Origin of the sequence: Algoriphagus taiwanensis (assembly GCF_036245645.1) — a bacterium.
In the GTDB taxonomy this organism is placed as follows: domain Bacteria; phylum Bacteroidota; class Bacteroidia; order Cytophagales; family Cyclobacteriaceae; genus Algoriphagus; species Algoriphagus taiwanensis.
In genome coordinates this window covers 197,831-214,140 of the sequence record NZ_BTPE01000001.1, presented here as the reverse complement: position 1 = coordinate 214,140, position 16,310 = coordinate 197,831, and the positions used below count along the sequence as shown (strand labels likewise).

13 protein-coding genes are annotated in these 16,310 nt (G+C 45.2%); 5 read left to right on the top strand and 8 right to left on the bottom strand.

What is annotated here, in order from left to right; all coding sequences use genetic code 11:
* From scpB to AAA938_RS00875, 4 genes are all read right to left on the bottom strand, one after another.
* Positions 1-561 (bottom strand): SMC-Scp complex subunit ScpB, encoded by a 561-nt coding sequence (gene scpB, locus AAA938_RS00890; RefSeq protein ID WP_338226759.1) that lies wholly within the window; start codon positions 559-561, stop codon positions 1-3.
* A gap of 116 nt (positions 562-677) precedes the next feature.
* Complete coding sequence (locus AAA938_RS00885) at positions 678-1,061, bottom strand: TraR/DksA family transcriptional regulator (protein WP_338226758.1); 384 nt, start codon at positions 1,059-1,061, stop codon at positions 678-680.
* 193 nt (positions 1,062-1,254) lie between these two features.
* Entirely contained in the window at positions 1,255-1,425 is a 171-nt protein-coding gene (locus AAA938_RS00880) for a hypothetical protein (protein WP_338226757.1), read from the bottom strand.
* Positions 1,426-1,492: 67 nt separating this feature from the next.
* Positions 1,493-4,003, bottom strand: a complete 2,511-nt coding sequence (locus tag AAA938_RS00875) for a lamin tail domain-containing protein (RefSeq protein ID WP_338226756.1) — start codon at positions 4,001-4,003, stop codon at positions 1,493-1,495.
* A gap of 155 nt (positions 4,004-4,158) precedes the next feature.
* Here AAA938_RS00875 and AAA938_RS00870 point away from each other — a divergent pair, with 155 nt between their 5' ends.
* From AAA938_RS00870 to AAA938_RS00860, 3 genes are all read left to right on the top strand, one after another.
* A complete protein-coding gene (locus AAA938_RS00870; RefSeq protein WP_338226755.1) occupies positions 4,159-5,151 on the top strand; it encodes an aspartate-semialdehyde dehydrogenase in 993 nt (330 codons plus the stop codon).
* Positions 5,151-6,335, top strand: coding sequence for a class I SAM-dependent methyltransferase (locus AAA938_RS00865; protein ID WP_338226754.1), 1,185 nt, complete (start codon positions 5,151-5,153; stop codon positions 6,333-6,335). The genes AAA938_RS00870 and AAA938_RS00865 overlap by 1 nt, the downstream gene beginning before the upstream one ends.
* A 164-nt stretch (positions 6,336-6,499) precedes the next feature.
* Positions 6,500-6,628, top strand: coding sequence for a hypothetical protein (locus AAA938_RS00860; protein WP_338226753.1), 129 nt, complete (start codon positions 6,500-6,502; stop codon positions 6,626-6,628).
* Positions 6,629-6,854: 226 nt separating this feature from the next.
* Here the strand turns inward: AAA938_RS00860 and AAA938_RS00855 are convergent, their stop codons facing one another.
* Positions 6,855-8,114, bottom strand: coding sequence for a YncE family protein (locus tag AAA938_RS00855; RefSeq protein WP_338226752.1), 1,260 nt, complete (start codon positions 8,112-8,114; stop codon positions 6,855-6,857).
* Between the two features lie 184 nt (positions 8,115-8,298).
* Between AAA938_RS00855 and AAA938_RS00850 the strand changes: the two genes are divergently transcribed.
* Together AAA938_RS00850 and AAA938_RS00845 are read left to right on the top strand one after the other, a co-directional pair.
* Positions 8,299-10,629 (top strand): TonB-dependent receptor, encoded by a 2,331-nt coding sequence (locus AAA938_RS00850; RefSeq protein WP_338226751.1) that lies wholly within the window; start codon positions 8,299-8,301, stop codon positions 10,627-10,629.
* A 13-nt stretch (positions 10,630-10,642) separates the two neighbouring features.
* Positions 10,643-11,575 carry a hypothetical protein gene (locus tag AAA938_RS00845; RefSeq protein WP_338226750.1) on the top strand — a complete coding sequence of 311 codons (933 nt, stop codon included), beginning with the start codon at positions 10,643-10,645 and terminating at the stop codon, positions 11,573-11,575.
* 87 nt (positions 11,576-11,662) lie between these two features.
* Here AAA938_RS00845 and AAA938_RS00840 read toward each other — a convergent pair whose 3' ends face one another.
* The 3 genes from AAA938_RS00840 to AAA938_RS00830 form a co-directional block, all read right to left on the bottom strand.
* A complete protein-coding gene (locus tag AAA938_RS00840) occupies positions 11,663-11,920 on the bottom strand; it encodes a DUF4834 family protein (RefSeq protein ID WP_338226749.1) in 258 nt (85 codons plus the stop codon).
* Positions 11,921-11,945: 25 nt separating this feature from the next.
* Entirely contained in the window at positions 11,946-14,765 is a 2,820-nt protein-coding gene (carB, locus tag AAA938_RS00835) for a carbamoyl-phosphate synthase large subunit (protein WP_338226748.1), read from the bottom strand.
* A gap of 202 nt (positions 14,766-14,967) precedes the next feature.
* The gene (locus tag AAA938_RS00830; RefSeq protein ID WP_338226747.1) at positions 14,968-16,107 is read right to left on the bottom strand and encodes an acyl-CoA dehydrogenase family protein; all 1,140 of its coding nucleotides are present in this window, start codon (positions 16,105-16,107) and stop codon (positions 14,968-14,970) included.
* Between the last annotated feature and the right edge of the window lie 203 nt (positions 16,108-16,310).

The following is a 16,310-nucleotide window of genomic DNA, read 5'->3' as shown; positions in this document are numbered from 1 at the left end:
TTAATCTCTCTCTTCCCCAATTTGGTTTTCAGGCTGAGAAAAGTCCTTAGGCTGGGGTAACTCCTGAATAGAATTGATCCCAAAATACTCCATGAATTTTTGTGAGGTCCCATACAGCAAGGGTCTCCCAATTCCCTCGGATTTGCCTTTGATTTCAATGAGCTCTTTTTCCAAAAGCTTCTGAATTGAATAATCGGAATTCACACCGCGGATCTGTTCCACATCTCCCTTAGTCACAGGCTGTTTGTAAGCTACTATGGAAAGGGTTTCCAACTGTGCAGTAGAAAGCTTTTTTTGGGATTGCTGTCGCAATAAGATACTGATGGAAGTCTGATAGGCTGGCTTGGTCAAAAACTGATAACCTCCTCCCAAATGCTCCAAAGCAAAGGAAAAATCGTCCTGATTGTACTTTTTCCTCAGGTCATAAATAGCCGATACCACATGATCTACGGGGATTTCTGCCTCAAACATCTCTCCCAAACACTTGACAATCTCAGAGACAGAAAGCGGTTCCGGAGCACAAAAAATTAAAGCTTCGATATGTCGATGAAGAAATTCCAAGATCGCTTCTGCTGATATTTGATCGGTAAAGCCTGATTGGACAGAATCACATTCTTTGATGAAATGCTGTTGTCAACCCTAATCAACAACCCAATAAGGCTTAACGTGAGAATAGCTTATTTTTTAGCCAGTTTGGCCTCTATAGAATGCATGGTATGAGGTACGGCTTTGAGTCTTTCTTTGGAAATCAATTTGCCGGTATCTACGCAGACACCATAAGTTCCGTTTTTGATCCGAATCAGGGCATTTTCCAAATTGATGATGAATTTCTGTTGTCTCGCAGCAAGCTGACTTAGGCTTTCTCTCTCGAGTGTGTCAGCGCCGTCTTCCAACAGCTTGGATGTAGAGGCAGTATAATCGGTCCCGCTATCGTTTTTCTTACTCAGGGTCTCTTTCAGTGACACCAATTCTTCTTTGGCCACTGCCAATTTCTGTAAGATGATAACTTCAAATTCCTTCAGTTCTTCGGGAGAGTATGCTGTTTTTCCTTCCTGACTCATAGCTTCTAGGGTTAAGAGATTGGAAAAATCCAATCGTTTACGTGGGTTAATTTCCCTAAAATACGTCGGTCTTCGATATTTCCAAAAAGTAAGAGGAGCCTGCAGAACAGAAATCCTAAAAGGCGAATTTTGGAATTTTTTTACCCGCTAATAGTCAGCTACTTATAGATTTCCATTCTAATTCAGGAATCACTTAGGCCACAGCCTGTTCGTCTTGCATTAGCTTTTGCAACCTCTTGGTAAGGCAGGTCAAATCCACGGAGATACGGAATCGCATGTTTAAGTAAGACTGGGCTTCAAGGAGTTCTTTTCCTTCCTTGAGGACGATTCTTTCGATGGTTTGGGTTATGAGATCGCGTTCCATGGGTTTAAAGCTTTGAGTCCTTTGAATATACAGAAAAAATGGCTTTAGGTTACAAAAATGTAGAAAATCAAAGCCTTATCCCGACCACAACAGTTTTTTTGATGACCACCAATTCCCCGTTGAGATTATACAATTCTGCCAAAAGCACATAATACCCGGGACGAACCCTCCTGCCTTCAGCATCAGTTCCATCCCAAACAAAAATACCCTCTCTGCCCAAAAGTTGATTTTGCCCCAAAGTCTCAGTCAACTGCCCCCCGGAAGTGTAAATTCGGAAGGTTCCCAACCACCCGGGTTGATCCAAGAGATAGGAAATGGTAGTAAATGAAGGCCCAAAACTTCCTTCAGGATCAAACACCTTAGGTTCAATTGTGACTCTGGATTCAATATCTCCAGAATCTATCTCTTGAGAGTTTTTTCTGCCAGGAGTGGCATAATCTTCCCCTGCTGAGGCCGATTGCCAGTTTTTGGATGTGCCCGATGGCGAAATACTGGAGATTCTTTCCAAGGAGACCCCTTTTGAATTACGCAAAAGAGGATGATGCAAGGAATTCGAGTAGGGAAACTCTTCCTCCACTTCTCCATCCGGACCGACTAGCACTACGGTACCTCCTGAGATCGGAAAGCTCGGCAAAGAAGGTATTTGAATCATCCTACCTAAAGCCGACTTAGGATAAGTAATTTTCAATCGAGTGGAATCGGTAGAAATAGCCAAATACCCTCCAGGAGGAAGTATTTGTCCTCTTTCCCCAAAAACCCTAAACTGTCCTATTCGCCCGTCCGAGGTTCTATTTGCCAAAGCCCATCCTTCAAGATTTAGATATTTCTCTGAGGTATTTCTGATTTCCACAAATTTGGGGTCTCCCGGAAGGGGATCAAAAAGCAACTCATTCAAGATCAAATCTCCTTTTTGAACTTTAGATGGCCATACCAGGCTGATTGGCCCCAATTCGGGTTGTTCATTCCCGAGGCAGTTTTGGAGTCCGATGAGGCTAAGCGAAAGCGGAAACCCTTCTTCTACCGGGCTTCTCAACAAGATGCGAATCTGCTTTCCAGACTCAATCCCAACAGAATCAACTGCTATCAGGGGTGATATCTTCACATTTTCCTGGCTGATAAAGGACAAAACGGGGTAGGTCAGCTCGATATAAATCTGGGTTGAATCCAAAAAATAGGCTGTGGTGATTTGAGGCAATGCAGTTCCAAACTCAGGATCAAACACAGAATTGAGCATTCCGGGAGTACCACGTTGAGGAGATTGAGAGGGAAGCAAAAAGTCTGAATTCCCGCAAAGAAACACGGGATTGATTACCTCCAAACTATATCCTCCGCCCGAAAATTCCGATCCTCCCCACGAAGTCGTAGTGTAGGAAAGCTCATCTACCAACTCGCCTCCTATTGTTTTTAGGCTTACTTGATCCCCGGAATTAAGGAGTGTAGGCCAGGAATTGATGTCCAAAACCTTTCCATAGGGCTGGAGCAGGCTAGCTTGATTTGCGGGGCAAAGCAAAAGGTATTCACCTCCAGACAACCAAAAGTCAGGAACGGAAACGGAGGTCCGGGAATTGGACAAAACAAGCTCTCCTAGTCTCCATTCCTTATTCCCTGGATTAAAAAGCTCTATGTATTCCACATTGGGCAAATCCTGATCATTTCGTGGCGCAGGCATGAGCTCATTGATCACTAAAGACTTGAATTCGAAGGCCGTAGGGTCAAAAAAGGTAAATGAAACCAAAGTGTCTTGAAGAAAATTGCCTTCCAAATCTGGGACTGAAGCCACCCTGATTTGGTAATTCTTCCCTTCTTCCAAAGATTCGGGAAAGCCCAGAATCACTGTAGAATCATTGACCAAGCGGACTGCTTCAGGGTTTTGACCTTCCAATTGATATGCTAAAGGAAGCTGCGCAAAGCCTGGATCCACTGCCTCATCAAAGCTCAAAAAAAGCTCTGAGGTCGAGTAGCCTTTAACAAGTCCAATCCCCGGAGGATCTTTGTCTTCCACGATTTCTCCAAACTCAAAATCATCCATCACCCAGCGGGCAGCACTACCCGAACCGGGACCATAGACGATTTCAAGCTTGAGAAAAAGCTCCTCTTCTGACTCCAACCCTTCCGGAAGGTCCAAAACAAACCTTCTGAAGTCCAAGTCTTCATTGGGAAATTCATTTTCCCCTCCAAGCAAAGCTCTTCCTTCATACGCTCCACTGAGGCTTTTTCCCCAGGAAAAATAAATCACAGCGGGCCGGGTTCCAGTCCCATTTTTGATTGATTTGGCCCAAAAGGAAACCTTGGAATCGGATACTCCCTCAGCAGAAAGTCTGACCCAAAGCACTCCATTGAATGTGCTTATCGGTTGAATTGCCAAAGCCCTGCTACCTTCACGGCCTACACCTTGAGCCTGAAAAATCCGGGAAGAAGTGCTCCTCACTTCATTTCCCCACCAGCCAGGAAGAAATTCCTCAGGAAAAGACTGAATCTGAAAAGGAGGTTCAAAAGACTGAATTTGAGCCACAGCCGATTCATGCCTAATCAGGGCAAGGAAAATTCCAAAAAAGACTAGGACTGCTTTTCTATTCATGGAAAAAATGAAAAAAGTAAGCTGAAGTTACAATTAAGTATTCAGTTTTAAAACAACCCGGCCTTTCCCGTTAAAATTTTGCGCTTAGCTCCTGAAAATGAATCAACAGTCCTTACTTTTGCAACCCATTACCATACAAAAAACCTATTTATACCATGAAACTGGCTGTAGTCGGTGCTACCGGACTGGTAGGCTCCGAAATCCTCGAAGTGCTTGATGAGCACAACTTCCCTTATGACGAATTGCTACTGGTGGCTTCCGAGCGATCTGTAGGTAAACAGATCGAGTATAAGGGTAAAAAACACACCGTTATTGGTCTTGCTGATGCGGTAGCAGCCAAACCCGAAATCGCCATTTTCTCTGCAGGAGGAAGTACATCCTTGGAATGGGCTCCCAAGTTTGCGGAAGTAGGAACCGTGGTAGTAGACAACTCCTCTGCCTGGAGAATGGATCCGACCAAAAAGCTGGTCGTGCCTGAAATCAATGCAAAAGAGCTGACCAAAGAAGATAAAATCATCGCCAACCCCAATTGCTCCACCATCCAGATGGTCTTGGCATTGGAGCCTTTGAGACATCGCTACGGGATCAAAAGAATCGTAGTTTCTACCTATCAGTCTGTGACCGGTACTGGAAAGGCTGCCGTAGACCAGATGATGGCCGAGCGTGCAGGCGAGGCAAATCCACCTAGGGTGTATCCACACAAAATTGACATGAATGTCCTTCCTCACATCGACGTGTTCCAGCCCAACGGCTACACCAAAGAGGAAATGAAAATGATCAACGAAACCAAGAAAATCTTCAGCGACAATACCATTCAGGTGACTTCTACCACCGTGAGAATCCCAACCATGGGAGGTCACTCCGAGGCGGTCAATGTGGAATTCAAGCAGGACTTTGATTTGGCAGAAGTGAGAAGTCTGTTGGAAAGTGCTCCGGGAATCGTGGTACAGGACGACCCGACCAACTTTGTTTACCCTATGCCCATCACCTCGCATAAAAAAGATGAGGTATTCGTAGGCCGTCTGAGAAGAGACGAATCTCAACCCAATACCCTAAACATGTGGATTGTGGCAGACAACCTGAGAAAAGGTGCGGCAACCAATGCCGTGCAGATCGCTGAATACCTTTTGGAAAATAAACTCGTCTGATGAATCTCAGCGAGGTCAATAGCGCTGAGTTCAGACAATTTGTGCAGAATCATCTCCGAGAAGATCCTGCACTTTTGCTTTTTAAGTATCAGGGAAAAGTTTCTTTTGACCTGAAAATGGCTGTGCAGCAAATCTCTGCGCGACAGAAAATTGCCAAAAAACTCCCTTCCTGGTCCGAAAATCCGGATTTGATTTTTCCGGCTAGTATTTCTCTGGAGCAAAGCTCGTCAGAAGAAACCGCACATTTCAAAGCAAAAGGATTGACCGGGAAAGTGATGATTGACCTTACAGGTGGCTTTGGAGTAGATTTTTTTCATTTGAGCCAAGGTTTTGAAACCGGAATTTATTGCGAAAGACTGCCTGAACTTTTCCAAATCGCAAGCCATAATCTTGAACTATTAAATCCCGGCAAATTTGAATTTGTCGAAGGGGATGGTTTGGAGTTTTTGTCGAAAACTGAACTTGAATTCGATCTGATCTATGCCGATCCCGCCAGGCGAGGAAGTGGGAATCAAAAGCTGTACAAGCTTCAGGATTGCGAACCCGATATGGTAGGTGCTTGGTCCCTTTTGCGCAGCAAATCCGACAAAATCCTCCTCAAAGTTTCACCCATGCTGGATATTTCTCAAGCTTGGTCCGAGCTGCCTGATATCCAGAAAATCACCGTGGTTTCTGTTAAAAATGAGGTGAAAGAACTTCTCCTTTTCTGGGAAAAGAGAAATACATCAAAGTCCAAATCGATTGAAGTGGTGGATTTAGGGAGTGAATTTGCCCCATTTGCTTTTGAGCCTAAAGAAGAAGATCAGGCTGTTTTTAATCTAGGAGAAGCCGAAAAGTATCTGATTGAGCCGCTCAGTGGTATTTTAAAGGCGGGGGCTTTTCATCTTTTTGCCCAGCGCTTTGGTTTGAAAAAGCTGGAAAGAAACAGCCACTTGTACACGGGAAATACTTTTCCTGAAGGTATTCCGGGACGAATTTTTGAAGTCATAAAAGAGGTATTGCCCAAAAAGCAGGGAATCAAGTCTCTTTTCCCCTCCGGCAAAGTCAATGTGATCTGTCGAAATTATGTCACAGGCGCAGAAGAATTGAAAAAGAAACTGGGGGTAAAGGACGGTGGAGAGGATTTCCTGATCGGGACCAAAACTCAAAGTGGATTCAAGGTTTTTTGGTGCAAAAGGATTTAGTGATCAGTAGGCAGTCTTAGATAATAGAGACAGAAAATGAATATTCTAACTGTTTCTACATTAGAGGTCATTAAGTCCCTTACAGAATGAGCACAGAAGAGAAGGAAATCTTAAAAGAAAAATTGAAATCAGCCATCCTGAATTCCGGGGAAGACTTTTTAAAAATGAAAAAGCGACTTGGTCAAAAGATCGTCGCCCAAATCGATGGCAAAATCGTAACTCGTACTCCAGATTACTTTTTGAGAAAAATGAAGGAGAAAAAAGTTTTGGAAAAATCTGAAGAGAGAAAATAAGGAGCTCAACAGGAAGTTCATCTTGGAAGATAGGTTTTCATCGCTTAGAAAATATGTTAGGTTTTAGAAAACTTGGAGGTTTTGAAACAAAATTGATTTTTGAATTTTATTGATGAAATGCTTAATAAATGAGAAGCCTTCGAGTTTTTGAAAGCCTCAAAGGATAAAAAAAACGCCCCCGAACATCAGGAGCGCTTTCGACTATTTAACCAAAGATTTACTTCATTTATTTTGTCTGAAAACCTACCCGCATGATGGTGAATGCCGGGCTTGAAAGGGTCATAGTTTTGACAGTTTTCAAATCAGCCAAATCCAATACATCGATTTGCGTACGAGAAGGACTCAGCACATAAAGGTATCTTTCTGAACTAGTCAGTACAGGAGGGTTTTCATTCATCAGTCTATAGGTCTCCAATTCATCTCTTGACTTCCTGGCACTGAAATCCTCAACAGCAGCCACTGGAATAGCAGCCTGTACTATCGTATTTCCGCTTGTAGCGTCCAAAACCAAGACTTCATTGGAAGCTCGCTGAACAATCAATTTGCTCCCGTCTGCACTGAAGAAATAACCAGCCACATCATCACCTGAATAGACATTTCGCATGGATTTGGCAGCAGGGTCGATGGCGAAAATCCCTTTATTTCTGGACCAACCGTAGAAAATTGCATTGTTGTCATGGGCTTTGATCGTACCCATCCAGTTGCCGGAGGTTGGTTCTAAAGGAGCCACATTGTCGATTTTGAATATCTCATTGTTAGCTCGGGCTACCAAAACAGCAGTAGTCCCGCCAAAGACGGCAAATTCACCATTGCTTGCGTCACCATGAATCCCGGACACGTTAACTGCTGCATTCTCAGCCAAAACAGACTTATTGGCATCCAGTAGCTTGATGGTTTGAGGAAGTGCTCCCGGGATATCCGGGCTTTTAAAGGTCACCGCAAACTTATTCCCGTTCAGCCAAGTGGCTGCCCCGTGGTGGACTTCATTTCCCAATCCCCCCAATACAACCGGCTGAAAGGAAGGTGTCTCCATAGTTGCTTCTCTAGCCCAAGTAATCGAGCCATCTCCGTCATTGAAAATCACGATATTTCCTTTGCTAGCCGAGTAGTGAGTTGGAAGCGGTGCTTCTGCTGTAGCACTGAGCCAGCGGATATCGTACTCATGGCCATGATCCTCATGATTGACAATTCCTGTATCGAAAAAGCGGACAACCCCGGGCCCTCGCTCCACAGAGGTGATATACTGCCCACTAGGACTGATGTAATTTCTGCTGCCTTCGGCAAAAGGATTAACAGAAGGGGTATTTACATTGCCAGTGAGTGGATTCATCATACTGAATCGACCTGATGCGTCCCAAGAGACGATGCGAATCCACTCGCTCTCCTGATTTTCAAAAGTAGGTTGTTCAATAATGGGTGTTTCATCTTCCTGGCAGGCGAAAGCCAAAAAGGAAAGGGACAAAATAGCTAATGCTCTTTTTTTCATAGAAAGTCGGTTTAATTATTTCCAGCCCAAAGAAAAGCCTCATTTTTCCTATTTGCAATATTGTTGCATTATTTTTGCAATAAAGTTGCAACATTATTTAAATAATTAATTCTGATTTCTACTTTTGCTTTTTGAAACAGTGTTGCATAAAGTGGATTTTCAAAATTCAATCGGGTTATGGCTCTTGCTTTTTTTTGGCTTGGGTTTAGGGACTGTCATAGCGCAGGAAAAGCTAAGCTTTCAAGTGGTAGACCAAAACAGGCAACCTCTGTCTGCTCATGTGTATGGTTTCTCTGATCAGAAAGATCCCTTATGGGTATTGGTAGCTGACCGGGAAGGCCAAGTGAGCATTCCTTTGAAATCTCCCCTTGAGAAAATTGAAATCAGTCACGTTGGCTTTGAAAAAAGAACAGTCCACTTCCCCCAACTCAAAAATCTTAAAGGAGAAATTCTGCTGATTTCTTCTTCTCAGGATTTGGAGGAAGTCTCAGTATTGGGCAGGAAAGAAGCCTTGGGAACTCTTTCTAGCTCCCTTTCTACCCTTCAAGTGAGTAAGGAACAAATGCTCAATCAGCAATCCATAACTTTTGCTGGAGCCTTGGAAAACCTCCCCGGAGTACAGGCCATGAATGTGGGCGTTGGCATCTCCAAGCCTATGATTCGAGGTTTGAGTTTCAACCGCATCCTCATCGAAGATTCCGGAATTAAACAAGAAGGACAGCAGTGGGGAGCAGACCATGGGCTGGAAATCGACCCACACACGAGTGGAGATGTGGAAATATTCAAAGGTCCTGTTTCTTTGATTTTCGGGCCGGATGCCTTGGGAGGAGTGGTCAAAATTCATCCAACCCCAGCTCCAGAGACAGATGGGATTACAGGAGCTATTACCCTTGATGCGCAAAGCAACAGCCGACTGATCGGCTCATCAATCAACCTTCTGGCTAGAAAAGGACAATATTTTGGACTAGGGACGCTTTCGGTCTTAGGTCATGGAGACTATGAAGTCCCTGCAGACCGATACACCTATGCGGGCTATTTATTGCCGATAGCAGATCAACGACTCAAAAACACAGCAGGACGTCAGCTTAACTTCAGCTTGGGAGGTGGTAAAGTGTTTTCCAATGGAGAAACCAGGCTAACTCTTAGCCGATTTGGACAGGAAGCGGGGATTTTCACCGGTGCAGTGGGAATTCCTACCGCCTACAGTCTCGAAGATGACGGAGACTCCAGAGACATCCAATTTCCACGGCAAATCAATACCCACTGGAAACTCATTTCCAATACTCATTGGACAATAGCTAAAAAAGAATACCATGTGAACTTGGGCTATCAAGCCAATCGGAGACAGGAAGAATCCCTTCCGCATGTGCATGGTGTGGGACCCACTCCCTCAGGAAATCTTGCTTTGGGCCTCTCCCTGGATACATACACGGCTAATTTCAGCATGAAAACACCCATTTCAGTGGGTTCTCTTCAGGTGGGCTGGATGAACCAGTTTATGAATAATACCTACGATGGGTTTGAGTTCTTACTACCTGCTTATCGAAGCCTTCAATCGGGAATTTATGGAGTTCTGGAATGGCCTATTTCAGAAGAAATCAGCTGGAATCTGGGTGCGAGAGTGGATGCACAGCGGCTGAGAATTGATGAGCATTTGCAGCCTATTTATGAACGGCTGCAGCCCACGGGTGAGTATGACCAGAGAAACCCCGATATCAGCCGGAATCCAGTCGCGCCAAGTATTTCTACGGGATGGGTTTGGCAGGTAGACGACCAAAAACTGATCAAGTTCAATTTAGGCTCAGGCATACGCTTTCCCACTCCAATCGAACTGGCATCCAACGGGATTCACCATGGAAATTTTCGCCACGAAAAAGGAAATTCAACACTGGCTACTGAACGCAGCTGGCAAGCTGACCTTGGATTCAGTCAGGAGTGGAAGACCATTTCTTTTGCTATTTCTCCTTTTGTATCCATTTATCAGGATTTTATCTACTTGGCCCCCAGTGGCAGATTCTCTCCTTTACCAGGCTCAAGCATGCTCTGGGAGTACCGGCAGGACAATGCCCTTTTTGCTGGAGGTGAAATCCAACTTAGCTACTACAGCCCATGGAAATTAAAGACTACTATCATCGGGGAATACGTCTGGAATCAAAATTTGGAAACCCTGCTTCCTCTTCCCCTCACTCCTCCTGCTTCCATTTTGGCAAGTTTGGATTACCCATTTCCCAAGTTTTCATCGGTATTCGAAGGCTTGAATATTGGGATGGATTTTAGAAATACTTTCGACCAAAACCGCGTAGCCCGCAACGAACAACCGACTCCTGGCTATTTCCTGATTGACTGGAGGATGTCCGGCAGAATCAATATTTCACAAAAACCACTAGAACTCAATTTAAGCATTAGAAACCTAGGCAATGTTCGCTACATGAATCACTTGAGTCGATATCGCCTGATCAATATTCCAGAACCCGGAAGAAATATCTCACTTTCCCTCACTTTCCCCTTGAATTAAACCAACAAAAAATATGAAACACCAGAAAATCAACCTAATCGCTCTTGCTCTTCTAGGCATAACCTACCTGGGCTCCTGCTCAGATTCGGGTGAGCCACAGGATCTCCAAGCTCCGGAGATTGGTCCAATTCCCGGCATGGCGAGTATCAGCCCAGGCGTTGGGCAAATCTTCTCCTTTGGGGAAAAAGCAGCGGATGTTTCCTTCAGGGTGGCTGATCCTCAGGGGATTCAAGAGATCCTTTTGGATATCCATGGAGGCTTTGACGGGCACTCCCATGGACGACTTTTGAACAGCTTTGAGCGATTGAATTTGCGAAAGATCTTCCAATCCAATGCTTCTGACCCCAGGCTAGTTATCGAATCTGGAAGTCCAGAGGTCAGGATCGATCCCTATCAGGTAATTTGGGAAGGCCAAGGCTCCGAAATTCAAGGAAATATCTTGGCTGGCCCTTATCACATCACCATTTCTGCCACAGACGTCAATGGAAATCAAACCAGTTTTGCAGATGGATCAAACTACCATACCACATTTTACATTCAGAGGCCCTACGCACCTTCCATAGAAATGGATGGAGGAGCTACTTCAATCTCTGGCAGAGCTGGATCTCCTTTGGAAATGGATGGATTTATTCAAACTACGACTCATCCCTTAAGCACTCCCTTGAAGTTTATCTGGATGCGATTGACCAATCAGGACCGTTTTGACGAAAAAGAAGGTGGGAACGCACAAGTACAGGTGTTTGGAGAGCAAATCTTCGGAGAATCCAGTTGGAGAAACCTTAAAGGAAATTCACTACCCTCCTCTGAAAGAGTAAACCTTCGAACCTTATCAGAGAATCAATCGATGATGATCCCCACCGGACAAAACCAATTGATTCTCATCATCTGGGCAGAAGATATGGCCGGAAATGTGACCAGAAAGGCTATTCCGGTAAGGGTAGGTTAATTGAGCACTACCCAATAAAAAAAGGGAGTTCAAAAATATTGGACTCCCTTTTTTTGACTTCGGAGAATTTTGATGAAAGGGTAAAAATCACTCCTTCACTTCCTCGTAATCCACGTACTCTCCCCCTTGGATATCTTTCTTTCGCTTTTCCAATTCCTCTTTGGGAATGTAATCTACGTTTACAGAATCTTTAGGTCGGGAGGCTCGCTGCTGTGCTCTCTGCTGCTCCATGGCTGCTTCATTTACCTGTCGGGCAAACTGGGCTAGTTTGGATCGGAGAAAATAGCGGATCAGCTGCCCAAGCAACCATCCCACACCTAAAATTATGATCAGAAATTTTACCAAAACTTTTTGATTTTATCGAACTGGATTATCTACTCAAATAGATGTTTCGCTCAGAGTAGATTTTCAGGAAGTAGTCATCCATCAGGTCGTCGATAAAGTAGATCGCCTCTCCGGTGGATTTCATTTCCGGACCCAATTCTTTGTTTACATTCGGGAACTTGTGGAAAGAGAAAACCGGCTCTTTGATGGCATAGCCTTTTTTCACAGGCTTGAAGGTGAAATCAGTCACCTTTTTCTCTCCCAACATCACCTTTACGGCATAGTTCACATAAGGTTCCTGATAGGCCTTACAGATAAAGGGAACAGTACGAGAGGCTCTTGGGTTCGCTTCGATCACGTAAACCTTGTCATTCTTGATGGCAAACTGGATATTGATCAAACCAACAGTCTTCAAAGCCAAGGCTATTTTCTCCGTATAAGTCTCGATCTGACGGATCACCAAGTCTCCCAAGTTGTAAGGAGGAAGGACGGCATAAGAGTCTCCGGAGTGGATTCCTGCTGGCTCGATGTGCTGCATAATCCCGATGATATAGACATTTTCCCCGTCACAGATCGCATCTGCTTCAGCTTCAATTGCACCCTCCAGGAAGTGATCGAGGAGAATTTCATTATTTGGAATGTCTCGAAGGACGTTTACCACGTGCTCTTCGAGTTCCTTTTCGTTGATTACGATCTTCATCCCCTGCCCTCCCAGGACGTAGCTTGGACGAACAAGTAGTGGGAATCCAATCGTCTTACAAAGCTCAAGGGCTTCGTCAGTATTGTGAATGGTGCCAAATTCAGGATAAGGCACGTTGTTTTCTTTCAAAAGGGTGGAGAACAAACCTCTGTCTTCCGCCAAATCCAAGGCCTCGAAGCTGGTTCCGATGATTTTGATGCCGTATTTGGAAAGCTTCTCTGCCAATTTCAAAGCCGTCTGACCTCCCAGCTGTACGATCACGCCCTCCGGTTTTTCGTGCAGGATAATCTCATAGATATGCTCCCAAAATACCGGCTCGAAGTATAGCTTATCCGCTACATCCGGATCGGTAGAAACCGTCTCTGGGTTACAGTTGATCATGATGGTCTCGTAGCCACACTCTTTGGTAGCCAGCACCCCGTGCACACAGGAATAGTCAAACTCGATCCCCTGACCTACACGGTTTGGACCTGAACCCAAGACCACCACTTTTTTCTTAGCTGAGCGCTCGGATTCGTTTTCTTCCCCAAAAGAGGAGTAGTAATAAGGAGTCTGCGCCTCAAACTCCGCCGCGCAGGTATCCACCAGCTTGTACACACGCTTGATGCCCATTTCATGGTAGCGTTTGTTGAACACATCGCTTTCCAGACAATCCAGCAAATGGGCGATTTGACGATCAGCATAGCCTTTTTTCTTAGCCTTATCCATCACCTCGTAGGGAATGTTTTCAATCGTGTATTTCTCGATTTCGGCCTCCACATGCATGAGCTCCTCGATTTGCTTAAGGAACCATTTGTCAATTTTGGTCAGATCCTGAATCGTACGGAAGGAAATGCCCAGTTTGAACGCATCGTACACATGGAACAAACGATTCCAGCTTGGATTGGCAAGTGAGTAAAGAATCTGCGCTTGATCTTTGAGTTCTTTTCCGTCGGCACCCAGACCATTTCTCTTGATTTCCAAAGACTGACAAGCCTTTTGCAAGGCCTCTTGGAAGTTTCGGCCGATACCCATTACCTCTCCCACAGCCTTCATGGAAAGACCCAATCGGCGGTCAGAACCTTTGAATTTGTCAAAGTTCCAACGCGGGATTTTCACGATTACATAGTCAATGGACGGCTCAAAATATGCAGAAGTAGTCCCGGTAATGGAGTTGGACAATTCGTCCAAGTTATAGCCAATGGCCAGTTTGGCGGCTACTTTGGCGATGGGATATCCGGTGGCCTTGGAAGCCAAAGCTGAGGACCGGGACACCCGTGGGTTGATTTCGATCCCGATGATTTCTGAATTGTCCGGACTTACGGCAAACTGAACATTACATCCCCCGGCAAAATTCCCGATGGAGTTCATCATCGTGATCGCATAGTTTCGCATGCGCTGATACACCGTGTCCGGAAGTGTCATGGCAGGTGCTACGGTGATCGAATCACCGGTATGCACACCCATGGGGTCAAAGTTTTCGATGGAACAGATCACGATCATGTTCCCGATATTGTCCCGCATGACTTCGAGCTCGTACTCTTTCCAGCCCAGAATACTTTGCTCAATCAGGACTTCATGGACTGGAGAAGCCTGCAATCCTGCTGCGAGAAGCTTTTCGAAGTCTTCAGCTTTTTCCACAAAAGCTCCACCGGCACCACCAAGCGTGTAGGAAGCTCTGATGATGAGCGGAAATCCGATTTCTTGGGCAATTTCTTTACCCTGAAGCATGGAGGTAGCAGTAGCCCCTTTGCAGACACCCACCCCGATTTTTTCCATCAGGGCCTTGAATTTCTCTCTGTTTTCGGCGGTATCGATCGCGTCGATATCCACCCCGATCATGCGCACGTTTGAGTTTTTCCATATTCCTGCCTTTTCGCAGTCAATGGCCAAATTGAGGGCGGTTTGTCCACCCATGGTCGGCAAAACGGCATCAATATCCGGATGCTCGGCAAGGATTTTCCGTATGGATTTCTTTTCCAGTGGAAGCAAGTACACGTTGTCGGCTGTCACGGGGTCAGTCATAATAGTCGCCGGATTGGAATTGATCAGCGTGACTTTGATGCCTTCTTCCCTGAGGGAGCGAGAGGCCTGAGAGCCTGAATAGTCAAATTCGCAAGCTTGACCGATGACGATGGGACCTGAACCGATGATGAGAACGTGCTTGATGCTACTGTCTTTAGGCATTAGAGAGGAGGGTTGAGGAAAATTTTACTTAAGTCCAAATTGGGGCAAAATTAGAAAAATTATCCGAAGGGGGAAGGGAAATGAGGGGAAGTTTCCCAAGAGACCAAGTCAAAAAAAGGAAAACCAAGCTCCGAAGACAGTAGGCAGTTACCGGTAGGCAGTAGATAAGACTACCTACTGGCAACTGACTGATGAAAACCGATCACTTCAATACTTCCCTCGAAATCACCAACTTCTGGATCTCGGATGTTCCCTCTCCGATAGTGCAAAGTTTGGCGTCTCGATAGTATTTTTCAACCGGATAATCTTTGGTAAATCCATAGCCTCCAAAAATCTGAACGGCTTCATTGGACACATAAACGGCCACTTCAGAAGCATACAGTTTTGCTTGGGCACCTGCAAGGGTCACTTTTTCACCTCGGTTTTTTAAGTCTGCTGCCTGGAATGTCAAAAGCTTGGCAGCTTCCACCTGAGTGGCCATGTCTGCCAGCTTGAAAGAAATGCCCTGAAAACTTGAAATTGGCTTATTGAACTGATGCCGCTCTTTGGAATACTGAATGGAAGCTTCCAAGGCACCTTCGGCAATTCCCAAAGAAAGGGCTGCGATGGAAATTCTTCCCCCGTCCAATATCTTCATGGACTGGATAAAGCCTTCTCCCACTTCACCCAAAACCTGGCTTTCGTGGACCCGGCAATCTTCAAAAATCATTTCGGCGGTTTCGGAAGCCCGCATACCGAGTTTATCCTCTTTCCGACCACCTTTGAAGCCCGGAGTGCCTCTTTCGACCACGAAGGCAGTCATCCCGTGGCTGTCACCCACTTCCCCTGTTCGGGCGATTACCACTGCGACATCACCGGAGTAGCCATGGGTGATGAAGTTTTTGGCTCCGTTGATTATATAATATTCTCCTTCTTTTTTGGCAACTGTCCGCATGTTCCCTGCATCAGAGCCTGTATTGGGTTCGGTGAGCCCCCAAGCCCCCAGCCATTCGCAGGTAGCCAGTTTGGGAAGGTATTTTTTCTTTTGCTCCTCGTTGCCAAACATCAGGATATGGCCCGTACATAGGGAATTGTGGGCCGCCATGGAAAGCCCCACGGAAGGGTCCAATTTGGCCAGTTCCGCGATCGCTGTCACATATTCGAAGTAACCAAAGCCAGAACCACCATATTCGGTGGGGACTAACACGCCCATCAGGCCGAGCTCTCCCAGTTTTTTGAAGACAGGCAAGGGGAAATGACTTTGATCGTCCCAATCCTTCCGAAAAGGAGTGATTTCTTTGGCTCCAAAGTCACGGATCATCTGAGCGATCATGCTTTGGTTTTCATTCATGGAAAAATTCATGGATACTATTTTGGGTTTAATTCTGATTAATAAACTCCAAGATGAAAAATTGGTTTGGCAGTACCAAATCGTCCAAAACCGATTAAAATTTCGATTAAAGGCGATATTTTTTCATAAAATTTGAGATTTCGCCCAGCCCCTTCTTTTTTTTGAGGCAAAGTTTGAGACCAATGAATTATTCTTATTTTCGGAAGTATCCCATT